This is a genomic window from Pseudomonas plecoglossicida NBRC 103162 = DSM 15088, assembly GCF_000730665.1.
GTDB classification, from domain to species: Bacteria; Pseudomonadota; Gammaproteobacteria; order Pseudomonadales; family Pseudomonadaceae; genus Aquipseudomonas; species Aquipseudomonas plecoglossicida.
Genome location: NZ_BBIV01000010.1, coordinates 17337 through 34883, shown reverse-complemented (window position 1 = coordinate 34883; position 17547 = coordinate 17337). Strand labels below are relative to the sequence as shown.

Annotated in this window: 14 protein-coding genes; 3 read left to right on the top strand and 11 right to left on the bottom strand. The window is 66.1% G+C overall.

The features are described 5' to 3' along the window. Window positions 1–10: 10 nt before the first annotated feature. Window positions 11–403 carry a polymorphic toxin type 44 domain-containing protein gene (locus PPL01S_RS24550; RefSeq protein ID WP_081833303.1) on the bottom strand — a complete coding sequence of 131 codons (393 nt, stop codon included), beginning with the start codon at window positions 401–403 and terminating at the stop codon, window positions 11–13. A gap of 110 nt (window positions 404–513) precedes the next feature. After that, a complete protein-coding gene (locus tag PPL01S_RS07380) occupies window positions 514–1848 on the bottom strand; it encodes an MATE family efflux transporter (RefSeq protein ID WP_016395166.1) in 1335 nt (444 codons plus the stop codon). A 221-nt stretch (window positions 1849–2069) separates the two neighbouring features. Here PPL01S_RS07380 and PPL01S_RS07375 point away from each other — a divergent pair, with 221 nt between their 5' ends. After that, on the top strand, window positions 2070–6971 hold the full coding sequence (locus PPL01S_RS07375; RefSeq protein ID WP_016395165.1) for an alpha-2-macroglobulin family protein: 4902 nt from the start codon (window positions 2070–2072) through the stop codon (window positions 6969–6971). Window positions 6972–7036: 65 nt separating this feature from the next. On the opposite strand, the gene PPL01S_RS07370 is transcribed toward PPL01S_RS07375, so the two are convergent. Beyond that, the gene (locus tag PPL01S_RS07370) at window positions 7037–7330 is read right to left on the bottom strand and encodes a hypothetical protein (protein WP_016395164.1); all 294 of its coding nucleotides are present in this window, start codon (window positions 7328–7330) and stop codon (window positions 7037–7039) included. Between the two features lie 76 nt (window positions 7331–7406). Here PPL01S_RS07370 and pbpC point away from each other — a divergent pair, with 76 nt between their 5' ends. Further along, window positions 7407–9761, top strand: a complete 2355-nt coding sequence (gene pbpC / locus PPL01S_RS07365; RefSeq protein ID WP_016395163.1) for a peptidoglycan glycosyltransferase PbpC — start codon at window positions 7407–7409, stop codon at window positions 9759–9761. Between the two features lie 91 nt (window positions 9762–9852). Beyond that, window positions 9853–11511: a ShlB/FhaC/HecB family hemolysin secretion/activation protein gene (locus tag PPL01S_RS07360; protein ID WP_028625506.1), complete on the top strand. Its 1659-nt coding sequence runs from the start codon at window positions 9853–9855 to the stop codon at window positions 11509–11511. An 11-nt stretch (window positions 11512–11522) separates the two neighbouring features. Here PPL01S_RS07360 and PPL01S_RS07355 read toward each other — a convergent pair whose 3' ends face one another. The 8 genes from PPL01S_RS07355 to PPL01S_RS07320 all read right to left on the bottom strand — a co-directional run bounded on the left by PPL01S_RS07355 (window position 11523) and on the right by PPL01S_RS07320 (window position 17543). After that, complete coding sequence (locus tag PPL01S_RS07355; RefSeq protein WP_016395161.1) at window positions 11523–12293, bottom strand: response regulator transcription factor; 771 nt, start codon at window positions 12291–12293, stop codon at window positions 11523–11525. Between the two features lie 119 nt (window positions 12294–12412). Then, entirely contained in the window at window positions 12413–12883 is a 471-nt protein-coding gene (locus tag PPL01S_RS07350) for an A24 family peptidase (RefSeq protein WP_016395160.1), read from the bottom strand. 90 nt (window positions 12884–12973) lie between these two features. Then, window positions 12974–13543, bottom strand: a complete 570-nt coding sequence (locus tag PPL01S_RS07345) for a DUF4136 domain-containing protein (RefSeq protein WP_028625507.1) — start codon at window positions 13541–13543, stop codon at window positions 12974–12976. Window positions 13544–13562: 19 nt separating this feature from the next. Further along, window positions 13563–14198, bottom strand: coding sequence for a DUF4136 domain-containing protein (locus PPL01S_RS07340; RefSeq protein WP_028625508.1), 636 nt, complete (start codon window positions 14196–14198; stop codon window positions 13563–13565). Window positions 14199–14219: 21 nt separating this feature from the next. Next, window positions 14220–14969: a methyltransferase gene (locus PPL01S_RS07335; RefSeq protein WP_016395157.1), complete on the bottom strand. Its 750-nt coding sequence runs from the start codon at window positions 14967–14969 to the stop codon at window positions 14220–14222. After that, window positions 14966–15271, bottom strand: coding sequence for a MazG-like family protein (locus tag PPL01S_RS07330; RefSeq protein ID WP_016395156.1), 306 nt, complete (start codon window positions 15269–15271; stop codon window positions 14966–14968). Before PPL01S_RS07330 ends, PPL01S_RS07335 begins: the two co-directional genes overlap by 4 nt. A 65-nt stretch (window positions 15272–15336) precedes the next feature. Beyond that, complete coding sequence (locus tag PPL01S_RS07325; protein ID WP_016395155.1) at window positions 15337–16188, bottom strand: MaoC family dehydratase; 852 nt, start codon at window positions 16186–16188, stop codon at window positions 15337–15339. Window positions 16189–16190: 2 nt separating this feature from the next. Then, on the bottom strand, window positions 16191–17543 hold the full coding sequence (locus tag PPL01S_RS07320) for a 3-oxoacyl-ACP reductase (protein ID WP_016395154.1): 1353 nt from the start codon (window positions 17541–17543) through the stop codon (window positions 16191–16193). Between the last annotated feature and the right edge of the window lie 4 nt (window positions 17544–17547).

Here is a 17547-nt window from a genome sequence, read left to right as displayed (position 1 = left end):
TATCAGCCATCTAGTAGCCGAATGCCTTTGCATATTCGATACCTGCCTTGATCCATTCCTGATCTTCCGGGTCATCTCCATAAGGAGGGTCGCCCCACCATGAGTCAAAGGCCAGATTGCTGGTTCCCGCTCGACTCTGCGCCCATCCTGCCCCTCTCAACAAAAACTCTTCCGAAAGGCCTGCGGCTGTTCCGCACGCTCCGTAGTTGAAATTGCCCAAGGCCTCATATTGCCGCCCCTGTTGCTTGTAGTCCCATTCACCTCGATTTCGAACCTTCGAGTAAAACCACGACACTAGAAAGCCAGTACCGCTGTTCTTGAAGTAGTCACGTTCCAGGCTGGCTACATTCATGTTGTTTGCGACGGATACGTCTGGTGGAGCAGGTGGAAGATGTCTGTACATAGTGGCTCCTTGCCGATGGCAATGAAATGATTTCCCCTCCGTGGGTTTTCGCCTTATGCATCTGAGGTGGTAGACAGTCAATTGGAAATGTCTTTCATATTATTTGGCTCTCAGACCCACTTACCTTCCTGGTTCAATCTCCAGCCAACCCACCCCAGCGTCACCGCCCGCAACGCCATGAACGCCAGAAACACCAACCACAACCCGTGGTTGCCAAACCCTCTCATGGCCCACGCCAGCGGCAGTGCAATCAGCACCGACAGCAGCATCGCATTGCGCATTTCCCGTGCCCGCGTCGCGCCGATGAACAGCCCGTCGAGCAAGTAGCTCCACACCGCAATCAACGGCAGCACCGCCAGATACGGCAGGTAGGGATATGCCGCTGCCCGCACGCTGGCGATGTCGGTCTGCAGGTCGATGAACAGGTGCCCGCCCAACAGGAACAGCCCGGCGAACCCCAGGCTGGTGATCAACGACCAGCCGCAGGCCACCACCAGCGAGCGGCGCAGGGTTTCGCCATCGCGTGCACCAATGGCATGCCCGCAAAGGGCTTCCACGGCATGCGCCAGGCCATCCAGGGCATAGGCGGTGAGCAGCAGCCCGTTGAGCAGCAGCGCATTGGCCGCCACCGTGGCCTCGCCCAGGCGTGCGCCCTGCACGGTGATCAGCAGGAACACCAACTGCAGGGCCAGGCTGCGCAGGAAGATATCGCGGTTGACCGCCAGCAAGGGGCGCCAGGCCTGCCAGCGCTTGAGCGGGGCCCAGGCGATCTGCCCGGGGTAGGCACGCAGCGCCGGACGGGTCAGGGCAAGGCCAAGCAGTGCGCCGCTCCACTCGGCAATCACCGAGGCCCGCGCCGAGCCCGGCACGCCCCAGTCCAGGCCAAGCACGAACCACAGGTTGAGCGCGATGTTCAGCAGGTTGGTGGTCAGCAGGATGGCCAGTGGCGCGCGCGCGTTCTGGGTGCCGAGGAACCAGCCCACCAGCGCATAGCTGGCCAGCGCTGCCGGCAGCCCGAGCAGGCGGGTGTGGAAGAAGGCTTCGGTGGATTGCTCCAGCGCTGCGCTCGGTTGCATGGCGTGCAGCGCCAGCTGGCTGAAAGGCAGGGCGAGCAGGCCGACGAGCAGGGCCAGGCCCAGGGCCAGCAGCAGGCCTTGCACCAGTACCTGGCGCAGCGCGGCGCCATCGGCGCGGCCAGCCGCCTGGGCGGCGAAGCCGGTGGAGCCCATGCGCAGGAAGCCCATCAAGCCGACCATGAAGGTGAACAGCGTGGCGCCCACTGCGACCGCACCAAGCTGGTGGGCGTGGGGCAGGTGGCCGATTACCGTACTGTCGACCAGTGCGACCAGGGGCACCGAGATGTTGGACAGAATCATCGGCGCAGCAAGCGCCCAGACCTTGCGGTGGGTGAGGGCGTGACGCCAGTCGGCGGCGATTCGAGACATGTGAGTTCCTGGGAAAAGAGGGCCGCTGCGCGCCCTGATCGCTGGCAAGCCAGCTCCCACAGGGGCCCTGCCGAGCTTGAAATGTGGGAGCCGGCTTACCGGCGATCGGGGCGCACAGCGACCCCTTCTGGTTCCGATTGGCCGCATTGTACCGGTCAGCCACCTGCCGTTGCGCTATAGTTGCTGCCCTCACGTACCTGCTGCCAAAGAGTTCCCACTCCATGTTCAACAAAGGATTGTTGCTGGCCAGCGTGCTGGCCTTGCTCAGCGCCTGTGACTCCTCGACACCGGACAAACCCGTACCTGCCCAACAACCGCAGGCGAGCGTGCCGGCCGAAGCCCCGGCTGCCCGGCGCGAAGACCCCGCCGTGCTTGCCAAGCGCTTTGAGGGCCGTGAACTGAGCGTGCTGGATGCCTCGGAAGTGCAGCTCGACGGTGCCAGCACCCTGTCGGTAAGTTTCTCGGTGCCGCTCGATGCCAAGCAGGATTTCACCAGCAAGGTGCACCTGGTCGATACCGTGAAGGGCAAGGTCGATGGCGCCTGGGAACTCTCCGACAACCAGATGGAGCTGCGTCTGCGCCACCTGGAACCGCAGCGCAAGCTGGTGCTGACGGTCGACAAGGGCCTGCTGGCGGTCAATGGCCAGCAGCTTGCCAGCGAATCGGTGACGCACCTTGAAACCCGCGACATGCAGCCCACCGTAGGCTTCGCCAGTCGTGGCTCGCTGCTGCCCACACGCCTGGCCGAAGGCCTGCCGGTGATCGCCCTGAACGTCGACAAGGTCGATGTCGAGTTCTTCCGGGTCAAGCCCGAAAGCCTTTCGGCGTTCCTGGTCAGCTGGGGCCGCAACAGCAGCCTGTACTACTACCAGTCCAAGGAAACCCTGGACATGGCCGACCTGGTGTACAGCGGCCGCTTCGACCTCAACCCCGCGCGCAACACCCGCGAGACCGTGCTGCTGCCCATTGCCGGGATCAAGCCGCTGCAGGAGCCGGGCGTGTACCTGGCGGTGATGCGTGCCTCCGGCACCTACGACTATTCGCAGCCCGCGACCCTGTTCACTCTCAGCGACATCGGCGTGTCCGCCCACCGCTACCGCGATCGCCTGGACGTGTTTGCCCAGGCCCTGGAAGGCGGCAAGGCGCTCAACGGCGTCAACCTCGAACTGCACGACGACAAGGGCAAGCTGCTGGCCCAGGCCAGCACCGATGGCGCGGGCCATGCCCAACTGCCGATCACCGCCAAGGCCGACACGCTGATCGCCACCCAGGGCGTGCACACCACGTTGCTGCGCCTGAACACCGCTGCCCTGGACCTGGCCGAGTTCGACATCACCGGCCCCCAGGCCAACCCCTTGCAGTTCTTCATCTTCGGCCCGCGCGACCTGTATCGCCCCGGCGAAACCGTACTGCTCAACGGCCTGCTGCGCGACCAGGACGGCAAGCCGGTCAAGGCCCAGCCGGTCAGCGTGGAGGTGCGCCGCCCCGACGAACAGGTCAGCCGCAAGTTCGTCTGGGAGGCCGACGGCAACGGCCTGTACCAGTACCAACTGCAGCTGGCGACGGAAGCACCAACGGGTCGATGGCAGCTGTTGCTCGACCTGGGCGGCGGGCGCAAGCAGGTATACGAGTTCCTCGTCGAAGACTTCCTGCCCGAGCGCCTGGCACTGGAGCTCAAGGGCAGCAGCACGCCGCTCGCACCCGAAGACGAAGCGCGTATCCAGGTCACTGGACGCTACCTGTATGGCGCCCCTGCTGCGGGCAATCGCCTGAGCGGCCAGGCTTACCTGCGGCCCCTGCGCGAAGCGGTGCCGGCGTTGCCGGGATACCAATTCGGCTCGGTCAGCGAAACCGACCTCAACCAGGACCTGGAGCTGGATGAAGTCACCCTCGACCAGGCCGGCAAGGCCGTGGTCGCCATCGAAAGCCGCTGGGCCGAGGCCCGATCACCCTTGCAGTTGACCGTGCAGGCCAGCCTCCAGGAGTCTGGCGGGCGCCCCATCACTCGCCGCCTGGAACAACCGATCTGGCCCGCCGAGCGCCTGCCGGGTCTGCGCGGCCTGTTCGATGGCGAGGAAACCGACAGCGACGGGCCGGTGCAATTCGAGTTCCTGGTGGCCGACCGCGATGGCCACAAGCTGGGCGCCGAAGGCCTCAAGGTGCGGCTGATTCGCGAACGCCGCGACTACTACTGGAACTACTCGCAGAGCGACGGCTGGAGCTACGCCTACAACGAAAAATTCCTCACCCAGGACGAGCAGACCCTCGACGTCGAAGCTGGCAGCACTGCCAAGCTCAACTTCCAGGTGGAGTGGGGGCCATACCGCGTCGAAGTGGAAGACCCGCAGACTGGCCTGGTTTCCAGCGAGCGCTTCTGGGCCGGCTACCGTGCCCAGGACAACGCCGAAGGCGGCGCGGTGCGACCCGATCAGGTGAAACTGGCGCTGGATCAGCCGGCCTATGCCGACGGTGCCACCGCCAAGGTGACCGTGACCCCACCCGCGGCCGGTAGCGGCTACCTGATGATCGAATCCAGCGATGGCCCGTTGTGGTGGCAGGAAATCGAGGTGCCCGCCGAAGGCAAGACTTTCGAGGTGCAACTCGACAAGCAGTGGGCGCGCCACGACCTGTACCTCAGCGCCCTGGTGATTCGCCCGGGCGAGCGCAAGGCCAATGCCACGCCCAAGCGTGCCGTCGGCGTCTTGCACCTGCCGCTGGCTCGCGCCGAGCGCAAGCTGGCGCTGAGCCTGCAAGCGCCGGATAAGATGCGGCCCAAGCAGCCGCTGACGGTCAGCTTCAAGGCCGCCAATGCCGACGGCAGCATTCCCAAACAGGTGCATGTGCTGCTGTCCGCAGTCGACGTGGGCATCCTCAACATCACCGATTTCAAGACCCCCGACCCGTTCGCCAGCCTGTTCGGTCGCAAGGCCTACGGCGCCGATCAGCTGGACATCTACGGCCAGCTCATCGAAGCCGGTCAGGGCCGCCTGGCCAGCCTCGCGTTCGGCGGCGACGCGGCAATGGCCAAGGGCGGCAAGCGCCCGAACACCACGGTGACCATCGTCGCCCAGCAGAGCGTGCCGGTGACCTTGAACGACAAGGGCGAGGGCCAGGCAACGGTCGACATTCCCGACTTCAACGGTGAACTGCGGCTGATGGCCCAGGCGTGGACCGAAGAACATTTCGGCATGGCCGAAGGCAAGACCGTGGTGGCTGCGCCGTTGATCGCCGAGCTGTCGGCGCCGCGCTTCCTCGCCGGTGGCGACCAGACCCGGCTGGCGCTGGATGTGGCCAACTTGTCCGGCCAGGCCCAGCAACTGAATGTGCAGGTCAGCACCGAAGGCCCGTTGAACCTGACCTCGAGCGCCCAGCAAAGCGTCGCCCTGGCCGAGGGCCAGCGCACCACGCTGATGATACCGGTGCAGGCCGAGGGTGGCCTGGGGCAGGGCAAGGTCAAGGTGCGGGTCGATGGCCTGCAGTTGCCAGGCGAAGCGGCCAATGCCTTCACCCGCGAGTGGACCCTGGGTATTCGCCCGGCCTACCCGGCGATGCTCAAGCACTACCGTGTGGCGCTCAAGGACCAGCCCTGGACCCTGCCGGACGCTGACCTGGCCGCCTTCGAACCCGCTGGCCTGGAAGCCAGCCTGGCCCTGTCGAGCCGCCCGCCACTGAACCTGGCCGAGCAGATCCGCGCCCTCGAAGCCTACCCCTATGGCTGCCTCGAACAGACCGCCAGCGGCCTTTACCCCTCGTTGTATGCCGATGCCGAAAGCCTCAAGCGCCTGGGCATCAAGGGCGAACCGGCGCAGGTGCGCAAGCGCAAGATCGAGATGGGCATCGAGCACCTGCTCGGCATGCAGCGCTACAACGGCAGCTTCGGTCTGTGGAGTGCTGACAGCGAAGAGGAGTACTGGCTGACCGCCTACGTCACCGACTTCCTCCTGCGCGCTCGCGACCAGGGCTATGGGGTGCCGGCCGAAGCGCTGAAGAAGGCCAACGAGCGCCTGCTGCGCTACCTGCAGGAGCGCAACCTGATCGAGGTGGACTACAGCGAGAACGCCGAGCACACCCGGTTTGCCGTGCAGGCCTATGCCGCGCTGGTGCTGGCGCGCAACCAGCAGGCGCCGCTGGGCGCGCTGCGCAGCCTGTTCGAACGGCGTGCCGATGCGCGCTCCGGCCTGCCATTGGTGCAACTGGCCGTGGCGCTGGACAAGATGGGCGACAAGCCCCGTTCGCAGCAAGCCTTGCAAGCCGGCCTGGGCATCAGCCGCAGCAAGGGCTGGCTGGCCGATTACGGCAGCAGCCTGCGTGACCAGGCGCTGATCCTGGCGTTGCTGCAGGAGAGCAACCTGGCCAACGACCAGGTCGATCAGCGCCTGTTCGCCCTGTCCGATGAACTGGCGGCCAACCGCTGGCTGTCGACCCAGGAGCGCAACGCCCTGTACCTGGCGGGCCGTGGCCTGCTGGGCAAGCCGGAAGGCCAGTGGAAGGCGCGCCTGGACAGTGCCGGCGAGGTCCGCGAGTTCAGCAACGACGACGCCGGCATGAAGCTCGAAGGGCCGCTGCTGGCCTCGCCATTGAGCGTGCAGAACCAGGGCAGTGCCACGCTCTATCAGCAGCTCACCGTCTCCGGCTACCCGCGCCAGGCGCCTGTCGCCGGCGGCAATGGCCTGGAGATTAGCCGAGAATACCTGGGCATCAACGGCCAGCCACTGGACCTGCACAACCTGCGCAGCGGTGACCTGGTGCTGGTGCACCTGGTGCTCAAGGCTCAGGATCGAGTGCCCGACGCACTGGTAGTCGATCTGCTGCCGGCAGGTCTGGAGCTGGAAAACCAGAACCTCGCGCAGAGCGCAGCCAGCCTGGACAACGCCAGCAGCGCGGTGAAGCAGTGGCGCGAGTCGATGCAGAACGCCAGTGTGGTGCACCAGGAGTTTCGTGATGACCGCTATGTGGCGGCGCTCAAGCTGGACGGCTACGGCACCACCCATTTGCTGTATCTGGCGCGGGCGGTGACGCCGGGGACCTACCGGGTACCGCCACCGCAGGTGGAGTCGATGTACCGGCCGAACCTGCAGGCGGTGGGGGATGGGCAGGGGGAGATGACGGTCAAGGCCCGATGAGTTGAAGTGTTTTCACTGGCCTCATCGCCGGCTAGCCGGCGATGAGCTGCGAAGCAGCCCCAGGCTCAGTGGATCACCCAGCTCATCACCCACAACCCCAGCACCAGCCAGATGATCCCGAGAATGATCGAGGCCCGCATGAAGGCGCGGATCGCCGAGTACAGCAGCATCAGCCCGACGATCAGGGCCAGGATGCTGATCAGCGAGGTATCCATGCCCAACGTGCGCGCCAGGCCATCGATGAAGTTGCCCCCGGCATTGGCTAGCAGGTTGAACAACCCGCTCAAGGCATCGACGATGAAGCGGATCAACGATCCCAATGCCTGGCCAAGCCACTCGAAAAAACCTTCTACTTGCATAGTTGCTTCCTGATGAACGATTCGGCGAGTTGCCGCTCCCAAGCCTTTGGCCATCACCAGGCCAGGTCGGTTCCCGATGCCTAGCTTAGCCCGACCTCGCACGCGCGCGGGCAGGATCCTGCGTACCAGTGCCTTCGCGCTCGCGCTGTCATGCGGCCTGCTGTGGCTGGCTGACCGGCTGTGGCCGCTGCCCATGCCGGCAGACGACCTGGCGCGGGTGGTGCTGGCCGAAGACGGCACGCCGCTGTGGCGCTTCGCCGATGCCGACGGGGTGTGGCGTTATCCGATCACTCCCGAGGAGGTCTCGCCGTTCTACCTGCAGGCACTGCTTACCTACGAGGACCGCTGGTTCTATCATCACCCGGGGGTCAACCCGCTGGCGCTGGTACGGGCCGCCTGGCTGAACCTGCGCGGCGGGCGCGTGGTGTCGGGCGGCAGCACGTTGTCGATGCAGGTGGCACGCCTGCTCGACCCGCATGACCGGACCCTGGCCGGCAAGCTGCGACAACTGTGGCGCACGGCCCAGCTGGAGTGGCACTTGTCCAAGCGCGAAATCCTCCAGCTCTACCTCAACCGGGCCCCGTTCGGCGGCACCTTGCAGGGTGTGGCCGCCGCCAGCTGGGCGTACCTTGGCAAGTCGCCGAAACACCTGACTGCCGCCGAGGCGGCGCTGCTGGCGGTGCTGCCCCAGGCCCCGAGTCGCTTGCGCCCGGACCGCCACCCGGCGCGCGCGCAACGCGCCCGGGACAAGGTGCTGCAGCGCCTGGCCGAGTACCTGGTGTGGCCCGCCCAGCAGATCAGCGAAGCCGCCGAGGAGCCGCTGTTGCTGGCGCCACGTCAGGAACCGGTGCTGGCACCGCTGCTGGCGCGCCGGCTCAACACGCCCGACAGCCCGCCGTTGATTCGCACCACCCTCGACGCCGCCTTGCAGCGGCGCCTGGAAGATCTGTTGCTGGGCTGGAAGGCCCGTCTACCGGAACGCACCTCGGCGGCCATCCTGGTGGTGGACGCGCAAAGCATGTCGACGCGTGCCTACCTGGGCTCGATCGACCTTGCCGATGAGCGGCGCTTTGGCCATGTCGACATGGTCCGTTCACTGCGTTCGCCGGGCTCGACCCTCAAGCCGTTTCTCTATGGCATGGCCCTGGACGACGGGCTCATCCACTCCGAGTCCCTGCTGCAGGATGTGCCGCGGCGTTATGGCGACTATCGCCCCGGCAACTTCTCCATGGGCTTCAGTGGCCCGGTATCGGCCAGCTCGGCGCTGGCCCTGTCGCTCAACCTGCCGGCGGTGCAATTGCTCGAAGCCTACGGGCCCAAGCGCTTCGCCGCGCAACTGCGCATGGCCGGCATGCCGTTGGCGCTGCCGCCGTTGGCCGAGCCCAACCTGTCGTTGATCCTGGGCGGCGCCGGCAGCCGTCTGGAGGACCTGGTCGGCGGCTATGCCGCCCTGGCCAGGGCCGGCAACAGTGCACAGGTGCGCTTGCAGCCGCAGGATCCGCTGCTGGAGCGGCGGCTGTTGTCGCCGGGGGCGGCGTGGATCATCCGGCGTATTCTCAGCGGCCAGGCGCGGCCGGACCGCGACCCCCATGCCGAGCTGGTGCAGCGGCCGCAGCTGGCCTGGAAGACCGGTACCAGTTATGGCTTTCGCGATGCCTGGTCGATTGGCGTCGGGCCGCGTTACCTGATCGGCGTCTGGATTGGCCGGCCCGATGGTACGCCGGTACCCGGGCAGTTCGGCCTGGCTTCGGCGGCCCCCCTGATGCTGCAGGTGCATGATTTGCTCAGTAACCGCGACAGCCAGCGCGGCCTGAGCGTGCCGCTGGAGCAGGTACCCGACAGCGTTGGCGTGGCGGCGATCTGCTGGCCGCTGGGGCAACCCATGGCGCGACAGGACCCCAACTGCCGGCGCCAACGATTTGCCTGGACCCTCGACGGCACCACACCGCCGACCCTGCAAGCGGCCGACCAGCCGCTGGGGCTGGGCTTGCGCGAGCGGGTCTGGGTCAACGCTCTGGGGCAGCGGGTGGATAGCAGTTGCCCAGGCGCTGGACTGCGCGATATCGCCCTCTGGCCGGCGCCCCTCGAACCCTGGTTGCCGCGTGTCGAACAGCGTGCGGCGCGGCTGCCGGCAGTGAGCCCCGATTGCCCACCGCAGGTCCCGGCCAGCGCACCGCCGCTGTCGATCGTCGGCGTACGCCCTGGCGACAACCTGCGCCGCCCGACCAGCAGCAGCGAGCCGCTGCAGCTGCAGGTGTCGGCCCTTGGCGGTGGTGGGCGGCGCTGGTGGTTCCTCGACGGCCAGCCGTTGGGCGAAACCGAGAACCAGGGGAGTTTGCTGGTGCGCTTCGAGCAAGTCGGGCAACACGAGCTCAGCGCATTGGATGAAAGCGGCGCGACGGCGCGGGTGGCATTCCAGGTCGGCGAGTAGCCGTTCGACGTTTGCCGGGTCAGCACCTACGCTTGCTGGTGACGGGTGTGACCGGCGCCGCCCCGGTACCCAAGGGATTCTGGAGCACCCTATGCGTCCTCTGGCCGTGCCCCTGATGCTGGTGTCCTGGGCCAACGCGGTTCCTGCCGATCTGTTGCCGGCGTATCTCGACGGCCACGAATACGAACGCCGCCTGCCAAGCGCCAATGTGCCGCTCGATGCCTATCGCCCTGTAGCCTCGCCGCTGCGGTTGAGCGTTGCAGCTGGCCAGCCTGTCTCGATGCCCCAGACCGACCGACTGGTGTTGCACAAGGTGCGTTTCGAAGGCGGCACGGTCTACGCGTTGAGCGAGATGCGCGAGCATTATCAGCCACTGATCGGCGAGGACATCACCGTAGGCAAGCTGCAACAGTTCACCGATCGCCTGACCCAGCGTTACCGCAATGACGGTTATGCGCTGTCGTACGCCTACCTGCCGCAGCAGGATCTTGCCGACGGCCGAGCCCACGTGGTGCTGGTCGAAGGCTACATCCATGATTACCAGATAGTGGGCGATATCGGCCCCGCCGAAGCCTACCTCACGCAGCTGATGGAGCGCTTGAAAGCCGAGCGGCCCCTGACCGACGCGACGCTCCAGCGCACCCTTGGCCTGATGCAGCGGGTTCCGGGCATCAGCGTGCAGGCCGAGGTGGTCACGGGTGAAGATCCCGATGGCGCGGCACACCTCACCTTGCATGCATCGCGCAATCCATTTGCGGCAGCCGTGACCGTGAATGACGGCAGCCGTGACGATCCGCAGGCACTGTTCACGGTTTCCAGCAATGCCCAGACGCGCCTTGCCGAGCAACTGACCGCCAGTTTCCTGCTGCCGCCAGGGGATGACCAGGCGCATTACCAACGGCTTGGCTACAGCCAGTACCTGGACGCCCAAGGCAGTCAGTTGCTGCTGTCGGCGGCGCGCTACCGCAGCGACCCCGGCACTCCTGTTCGCCCGAGCGACGGTACCGACCTGACCCAGCGCATCAAGAGCGAGCGCTATGCACTGGGCTTTGCGCAGCCGCTGATCGTTGCTGCGGATGAATGGTTGGAAGTGACCGGGCAATTCTATTCGGTCAGCGAGCACATCGACGAGCGGGGAGGCCCGCGAGGATACGACACCTACGTGCGCGCCCTGTCATTCGAGGGCGACTGGCGCAAGGTCGAGCCAGGACGTCTGCGTGCGATCAGTGCCGGGGTCTACCAGGGGCTGGATTACCTTGGGGCGCGCAGCGATGCCCACTACGATCTGGACTTTCTGCGCTTTCGCCTGGCCGGGGTGCAGGGCGACCGGTTGCTGGAAAACTGGCAGGGGGTTGCCTCCGGGGCGCTGTTCTGGAGCGATTATCGCCTGCCGGAGTGCGAGCGGGCGGTGTTTGGCGGGCAGTATTTCGGCCGCGGTTACCCACGCGACCAGGCTGCCGGGGACAAGGGCTGGGGCGTGGCCTACGAGCTCAACTACAGCATCCCGGCAGGGATGGACAGGTTGCAGGCGCTGCAGCCCTATGCGCTGCTCGACGCCGCCAAGGCCTGGTACAACGGCGGGCCGTTCGAGGATGCCAACATGAGCTCGTTGGCCTTGGGCGTACGGCTGTCGGACGGACACCAGGGCAGCTTGGCGCTGGAGGTGGCCAAACCCTTGGCAGACAGGGCGCTGGACAGCATGAGCCGAGCGCCGCGTGTGATGTTGAGCCTTACCTATCAGCTGCGATGAGCCAACCTGTATCAGTGCGTGATGAACCGCTGGTGCACAGGCGATGAACTCGGCGTCAGCGCTAGCGCCAGCTGCGTGCGGTTGTGCATGTGGGTCAGGCGCAGCACCTGCGAGACATACAGTTTGACGGTGTTCTCGGTGATGCCCAGTTCGCAGGCGATCTGGTAGTTGGTCTTGCCCTTGCTCACCAGGCGGGCCACTTCCAGCTGGCGGGGCGACAGTTTCTCGAAAGCGGCTGGCAGCTCGCCTTCAGGCTCTTCGGCATCGGTGGCACGTCGGTGGACACCTTGGCCGCGGGCCTTCTCGAGATCCTGGTAAAGCTCGTCGATGGAGCCTGCCAAGTCCTGCAGACGCTGGTTGAGGTTGCCCAGGTCCTGGAAGCTCTTGCGTTCGAGCAGGACCTGCTCCTGGCGGCGCAGGCCCTCGAGCAGTTCGTCGAGGTCCATGGGCTTCTGGTAATAGTCGGCAAAGCCCTCGCGCAAGGCGCGAATCACATCCTGCTTGTCGGCACGGCCAGTGAACATGATCGCCTCGAACATCCGCTGCGGTCCGACCTCCTTCAGTGCACGCACCAGTTCGATGCCATCGCGTTCGGGCATGTGCAGGTCGCAGAGCACCAGACCAATGCCTTCATCAGCGATGTAGCGCTCGATGGCCTGGTCGGTGGAGTAGGCGGCAATGCACGGGTGGCCCTGGCTTTCGAGAAACTCGCACAGTTGTTCGACGATCACTTCCTGATCATCGACCACCAGGACCTTCACCTCGCTTGATGATTTGTTCACGATCGACTCCCTGTTCGTATACGGCCCAGCTCCCGGACCAGACGCTCTGGCTGCTTAAAAATAGCTGCTGCAAGCGATTCTGTACAAGGCATGTACAAGCTATCGGACCGCAGGGATGGTCATTGGATCCATACAGCGGTAAGCAGAAAGCCGGCGAGCACGTACGGCACGAAGGCCTGTTTGTCGCCCATCTGCTCGGTCAGGGTCTGCAGGCGTTTCTTTACCTTGGGGTTGAGCAGGGTCCACAGGCGCCGGCGTGTCGCCAGCCACAGCAGCAGGCTGACGCCGGCGCCGATGAAGGTGCCGAGCACGTATTGAGGGCTGGTGGCCAGCGCCAGGGCGCCCATCAGCTTGACGTCGTCGGCGCCGAAGCGCCCGAGCATGTAGCCGGGCAGGGTCAGCAGCATGACGATGGCCAGTGCCCAGCCGGCCTCGCTGGCATCGGCGCCGATCCAGCTGTGGCCAGTGACGAACAGCCAGACCAGGGCGCAGGCAGCGACGCCCAGGGTCAGCATGTTGGCGATCTGGCGTTCGCGAATATCTTGTTCAGTGCACAAGGCAAGCCACATCAGGAGAACAATGCTTTGCATTGGCAGTCCCTATTCGTTGAACACTGCTACCCGTTCAGTCAGGTTTCCCAATGAGGGTAGACGCGAACTGACGAACGGGCTACGCCAAGGCTATTTCTTGCTACCCGGCGGGTAATTGCTCAACACGGCGGTCACGGTCTTCTGGATCGCGCTGTTGCGTTCCTCGGGGCTGGGCGGATAGTTGTTCATGATCTGCTCGGCGCTGCCACGCCAGACCAGCTTGCCGTCGTGCCCATCGAACATGTCGACCTGGATGGTCGCTACCTTGTAGTCGACGCTGCGGGTCTCGTTGTACATCGGCCCACCCCAGTAACCGTTCCAGTAACCCCCCCAGGCGCCACCGTAGTTGGTGGTGATCTGTTGCTGGCGCTGCTCGACGATCAGGTAGGCACGCACCTTGAGGTCGGCAGGGCTGTTGCCCTGGGCCGGGCGCAGGCCGCGCTGGTCGAGCTGCTCGTCGACGGCCTGGCGGATGCGCTGCTCGGTCAGGTCGCTCTTGATGCGCGGATCATCCGGGCGGTACTGCAGGCCAGGCTCCTGCCACGCCCAGCTGCGGTAGGCGGCGAAGTCGCGGCTGGCGTCGTAATCCTGCTGGACGTTGTTGCTCGAACAGGCGGCTAGCAGCAGCGCGCAGGACAATAGAACAAGGCGACGCAACATGATGAATCTCCAATGAACATTAACTGGGAGGATAGCCGCTGAGCGCTTTGTGCACCGACTCGCGCAGGGCACTTTCGCGCTCCCGAGGCGAGTCCTGGTCGCTGCCGCTTTCGGCGCTCGCGCTCCACACAGGCTCGCCGTTGCGGGCGTCATACAGGTCGATGCGTACCACCATCACTTCGACCTCGTAGGTGCGCACGATCGGCACGCTGGCATAGGCGCCATAACCGTTGCGGTAGCCGCCGTAGCCCACGGCGCCGTAGGGGTATGGGCCGTAATAGGGGTCGTAGTAGTCGTAGTCGCGCACCTGGCGCAGGCGCCGCTCCAGGCGCAGGTCGGCGCTGACCAGCAGGTCGCCGGCGCTGCCCCTGGCCGGGCGCAGGCCATGCTGATCGAGCGCACCGCTGACGGCCTCGGCCAGTTGGCTGGGGTCGGCGTCGGCATTGCCGGTGGGCAGTTGGCCGTCGCGCCAGCTCCAGCTGCGATAATGCCCGTAGTCCCGTTCAGGGGCCGGGTAGGCACTGGCGTCGAAGGTGTTGGCCGCCTGTGGCGGTGCCGGTGGCAGCGGGCGGCTGCTGGCGACGTAGGGGTTGGTTGCCTGGCACGCGCACAGGGCAAGTGGCAGCAGGGCCAGGCACAACGGACGGTACGGCATGCATTCCTCCCGGCGGGCGGGTCAGCGGGGGCGGCACATCCAGTGCAGGTAGCGACCGAGCCCGGCGAAGCTTGGGTGACGGCGGTGCGCCAGTTCCATTTCCAGCAGGTCGAGCAACTCGGCCTTGTCCTGGAATTCCTTGGGCATGTAGTCGTGGAATACCCTCACGCCACTCTCGCTTTCAACCTGCCACATGGATTCAAGTTGCGCCTTGAGCTCACGCGGATCAAGCGGTTTTTGCGGCGTGAGGCTCTGTTTTTCACCCTGTAGGCGGTTGCTGCGCAGCTTGCGGAAATGGCCCTTGAGCAGGTTGCGATAGACCAGCGCATCGCGGTTGTAGAAGGCCAGCGACAACCAGCCACCGGCGGCGGTCAGCTGGTGCAGCACCGGCAGGATGCTTTCCGGTTCGGCCAGCCATTCGAGCACGGCGTGGCACAGCACCAGGTCGTAGGGCTCGGTGAGCTGGCCGAGCAGGTCCTGCCATGGCGCCTGGATGAAGGTGGCTGGCTGGCCGGCTTCGGCAAAGCGTGCACGTGCCCCTTCGAGCATCGGCGCGGCCGGCTCGGCAAGCGTCACGTGGTGGCCGCGCTCGGCCAGCCAGAGGGCCATGTGACCGAGCCCGGCGCCAATGTCGAGCACGCGCAAGGGGCGCTCGGGCAGGGCCTCGGCCAGGTCGGCCTGGAGCACGGCCAGGCGGATCGCGCCCTTGGCGCCACCGTAGATCTTCTCGGCGAAGCGGGTGGCCAGCTCATCGAAGTGACGGTCGTTCATCGTGCGAAGCGCCTCTCGCTGTCGGCAAGCTTGGCCCGCACCACCTGCTCCATGTCCAGGCCCAGTTCGCTGCACAGCAGCAACAGGTAGAGGACCACGTCACCGACCTCCTGGCCGGCATGGGCCAGCTGCTCTGCTGGCAGCTGGCGCGATTGCTCCTCGCTCAGCCACTGGAAGATTTCCACCAGCTCGGCCATCTCCACGCTGGCCGCCATGGCCAGGTTCTTCGGGCTGTGGAAGCCGCGCCAGTCGTTGTTGTCGCGGATCTGGTGCAGGCGTTCGGTAAGTTCTTGCAGGTTCATCGGGGGTCTCCTAATGCCGCATAGCTTCGGCGCAGGCCCCCGGCAAAGCAAGTGGATTCGGCGCGCTAGAGCACTGTCCAGCGCCCGACCATGTGCAGCAGTTCACCGTGGCCATCCAGCCGCAGCTCACCGGCAGGGCCTGGCTCGCTGGCGCTGAGGACCACTTCCGATGGCAGGCGCACGGGCTTGCGGAAATCCACCTCGAAGCCGTACCCGCTGCTGGGCAGATGAGTGCGCAGCGCTGCCAATGCCATGGCCTTGCTCCACATGCCATGGGCAATCGCCTTGGGAAAACCGAACAGACGTGCGCTGGCGGCGCTCAGGTGGATCGGGTTGTAGTCGCCGCAGATCTTGGCGTAGCGCCGGCCGATATCGCTGTCGGCATACCAGCGGGTGGCTTCCGGCAGGGGGGCAGGTTCACTGTCTTCACTGGCCCCGGGCTGGCTTTCGAGGTGCAGGCCGCGCACCAGCATGCGGCTGGTTTCGCGCCAGAGCAGGCCAAGGCCATCTTCGGCTTCGGTCACCAGATCGAAGGTGCCGCCCTTGGCATGCGCCTGCAGGTTTTGGGCGAACACCGCGAACTGCAGCCCATCGATGCCGCCCAGGGGGCGCAGCACTTCGATGCGGTTGTGCAGGTGAACCAGGCCGAGCAGGGGGAAAGGGAAGTCGTGGGCAGTGAGCAGTTGCAGCTGCAGGGTGAAAGCCATCACATGCGGGTAGGTGGCCGGTAGCCGCCCGTCGTCGGTGAAGTGGCAAAGCCGGCGGTAGGCCGCGAGGTTCTCGGGTTGCACGCGAATGAAGCAGCGCAGGCCATCGGCCGGTAGCGTGCTGCCGCTGATCTTGCGTTTGCTGGCCGCACGCAGGTACAGGCTCGCGCGGGCATCGGGGCTATGCAGGTCGTGCCATTGCCGGTTCATGTTCACGCCCCCATCAATGCCTGGCCGCACACCCGCAGCACTTGCCCGTTGACTGCGCCGGACCCTGGCTGGCTGAGCCAGGCGATGGCCTCGGCAACATCCTGTGGGCGCCCGCCCTGGCCCAGCGAGCTCAAGCGCCGCCCGGCCTCGCGCAAGCCCACGGGCATGGCGCCGGTCATGTGGGTCTCGATGAAGCCTGGGGCCACGGCGTTGATGGTGGCGCTGCGGGCGGCGAGCTTCGGCGCCCAGGCCTGGGCGAAGCCGATCAGCCCGGCCTTGCTCGCGGCGTAGTTGGACTGGCCACGGTTGCCGGCGATGCCGCTGACCGACGCCAGCAAGGTGATGCGGGCATGCTCGCCCAGTGCGCCCGCATCGAACAGCGCCTGGGTCAGCACCTGCGGGGCCTTGAGGTTGACCGCCATGACCGCGTCCCAGTATTCCGGGGTCATGTTGGCCAAGGTCTTGTCGCGGGTGATGCCGGCGTTGTGCACGACGATATCGATGCCGTCGGGCAGGGCTTCGAGCAGTTGCGCGGCGGCATCGGCGGCGCAGATGTCCAGGCCCAGGGCCTTGCCGCCCAGGCGCGCAGCCAGGGCGTCGAGGTCCTGTTGCGCCTGCGGCACGTCCAGCAGCATGACCTGGGCGCCGTCGCGCGCCAGGGTCTCGGCAATGGCCGCGCCGATGCCCCGCGCCGCGCCGGTGATCAGGGCGCGTTGGCCGGCCAGCGGCCGGGTCCAGTCCTCGACCTGCCGGGCGCAGGGTTGCAGGCGCAGCACCTGGCCGGAAACGAATGCGCTCTTGGGCGACAGGAAGAAACGCAGGGCCCCTTCGAGCTGATCTTCGGCACCTTCGGCGACGTACAGCAGCTGCGCGGTCGCGCCATTGCGCAGCTCCTTGGCCAGCGAACGGCTGAAACCTTCCAGGGCACGCTGGGCAACGCTGGCCAGCGGGTCGTCGAGCTGTTCCGGCGCACGCCCAAGGATCACCACATGGGCGCAGGCGGCCAGGCTGCGCAGCAAGGGCTGGAAGAACTCACGCAACTGCTTGAGCGCGTCGCTGTCGGACAAATGGCTGGCATCGAACACCACGGCCTTGATCTTCGGCCCCAGACCGGCGACCCAGGCGGGCACCTGCAAGCCTTCGCCATTGAAGCTGTAGCATTCGTCGGTCAGGCGCGGTGCGATGGCTTCGAGGGTATTGGCCAACGGCCCTCCGCCCAGCACCAGGGCGCCCTCCACCGGGCGCAGGCGGCCGGCCTGCCAGCGCTCCAGCGGCGCCGGGCGCGGCAGGCCAAGGGCGTCGATCAGGCGACGGCCGAGGTTGGAGTTGGCAAAGCCGAGATAGCGGTCGCTCATGTGC

Coding starts and splice junctions, on each gene's coding strand:
- PPL01S_RS24550 (WP_081833303.1), bottom strand. CDS start 403: ATGTACAGACATCTTCCACCTGCTCCACCAGACGTATCCGTCGCAAAC.
- PPL01S_RS07380 (WP_016395166.1), bottom strand. CDS start 1,848: ATGTCTCGAATCGCCGCCGACTGGCGTCACGCCCTCACCCACCGCAAG.
- PPL01S_RS07375 (WP_016395165.1), top strand. CDS start 2,070: ATGTTCAACAAAGGATTGTTGCTGGCCAGCGTGCTGGCCTTGCTCAGC.
- PPL01S_RS07370 (WP_016395164.1), bottom strand. CDS start 7,330: ATGCAAGTAGAAGGTTTTTTCGAGTGGCTTGGCCAGGCATTGGGATCG.
- pbpC (WP_016395163.1), top strand. CDS start 7,407: ATGCCTAGCTTAGCCCGACCTCGCACGCGCGCGGGCAGGATCCTGCGT.
- PPL01S_RS07360 (WP_028625506.1), top strand. CDS start 9,853: ATGCGTCCTCTGGCCGTGCCCCTGATGCTGGTGTCCTGGGCCAACGCG.
- PPL01S_RS07350 (WP_016395160.1), bottom strand. CDS start 12,883: ATGCAAAGCATTGTTCTCCTGATGTGGCTTGCCTTGTGCACTGAACAA.
- PPL01S_RS07345 (WP_028625507.1), bottom strand. CDS start 13,543: ATGTTGCGTCGCCTTGTTCTATTGTCCTGCGCGCTGCTGCTAGCCGCC.
- PPL01S_RS07340 (WP_028625508.1), bottom strand. CDS start 14,198: ATGCCGTACCGTCCGTTGTGCCTGGCCCTGCTGCCACTTGCCCTGTGC.
- PPL01S_RS07335 (WP_016395157.1), bottom strand. CDS start 14,969: ATGAACGACCGTCACTTCGATGAGCTGGCCACCCGCTTCGCCGAGAAG.
- PPL01S_RS07330 (WP_016395156.1), bottom strand. CDS start 15,271: ATGAACCTGCAAGAACTTACCGAACGCCTGCACCAGATCCGCGACAAC.
- PPL01S_RS07325 (WP_016395155.1), bottom strand. CDS start 16,188: ATGAACCGGCAATGGCACGACCTGCATAGCCCCGATGCCCGCGCGAGC.
- PPL01S_RS07320 (WP_016395154.1), bottom strand. CDS start 17,543: ATGAGCGACCGCTATCTCGGCTTTGCCAACTCCAACCTCGGCCGTCGC.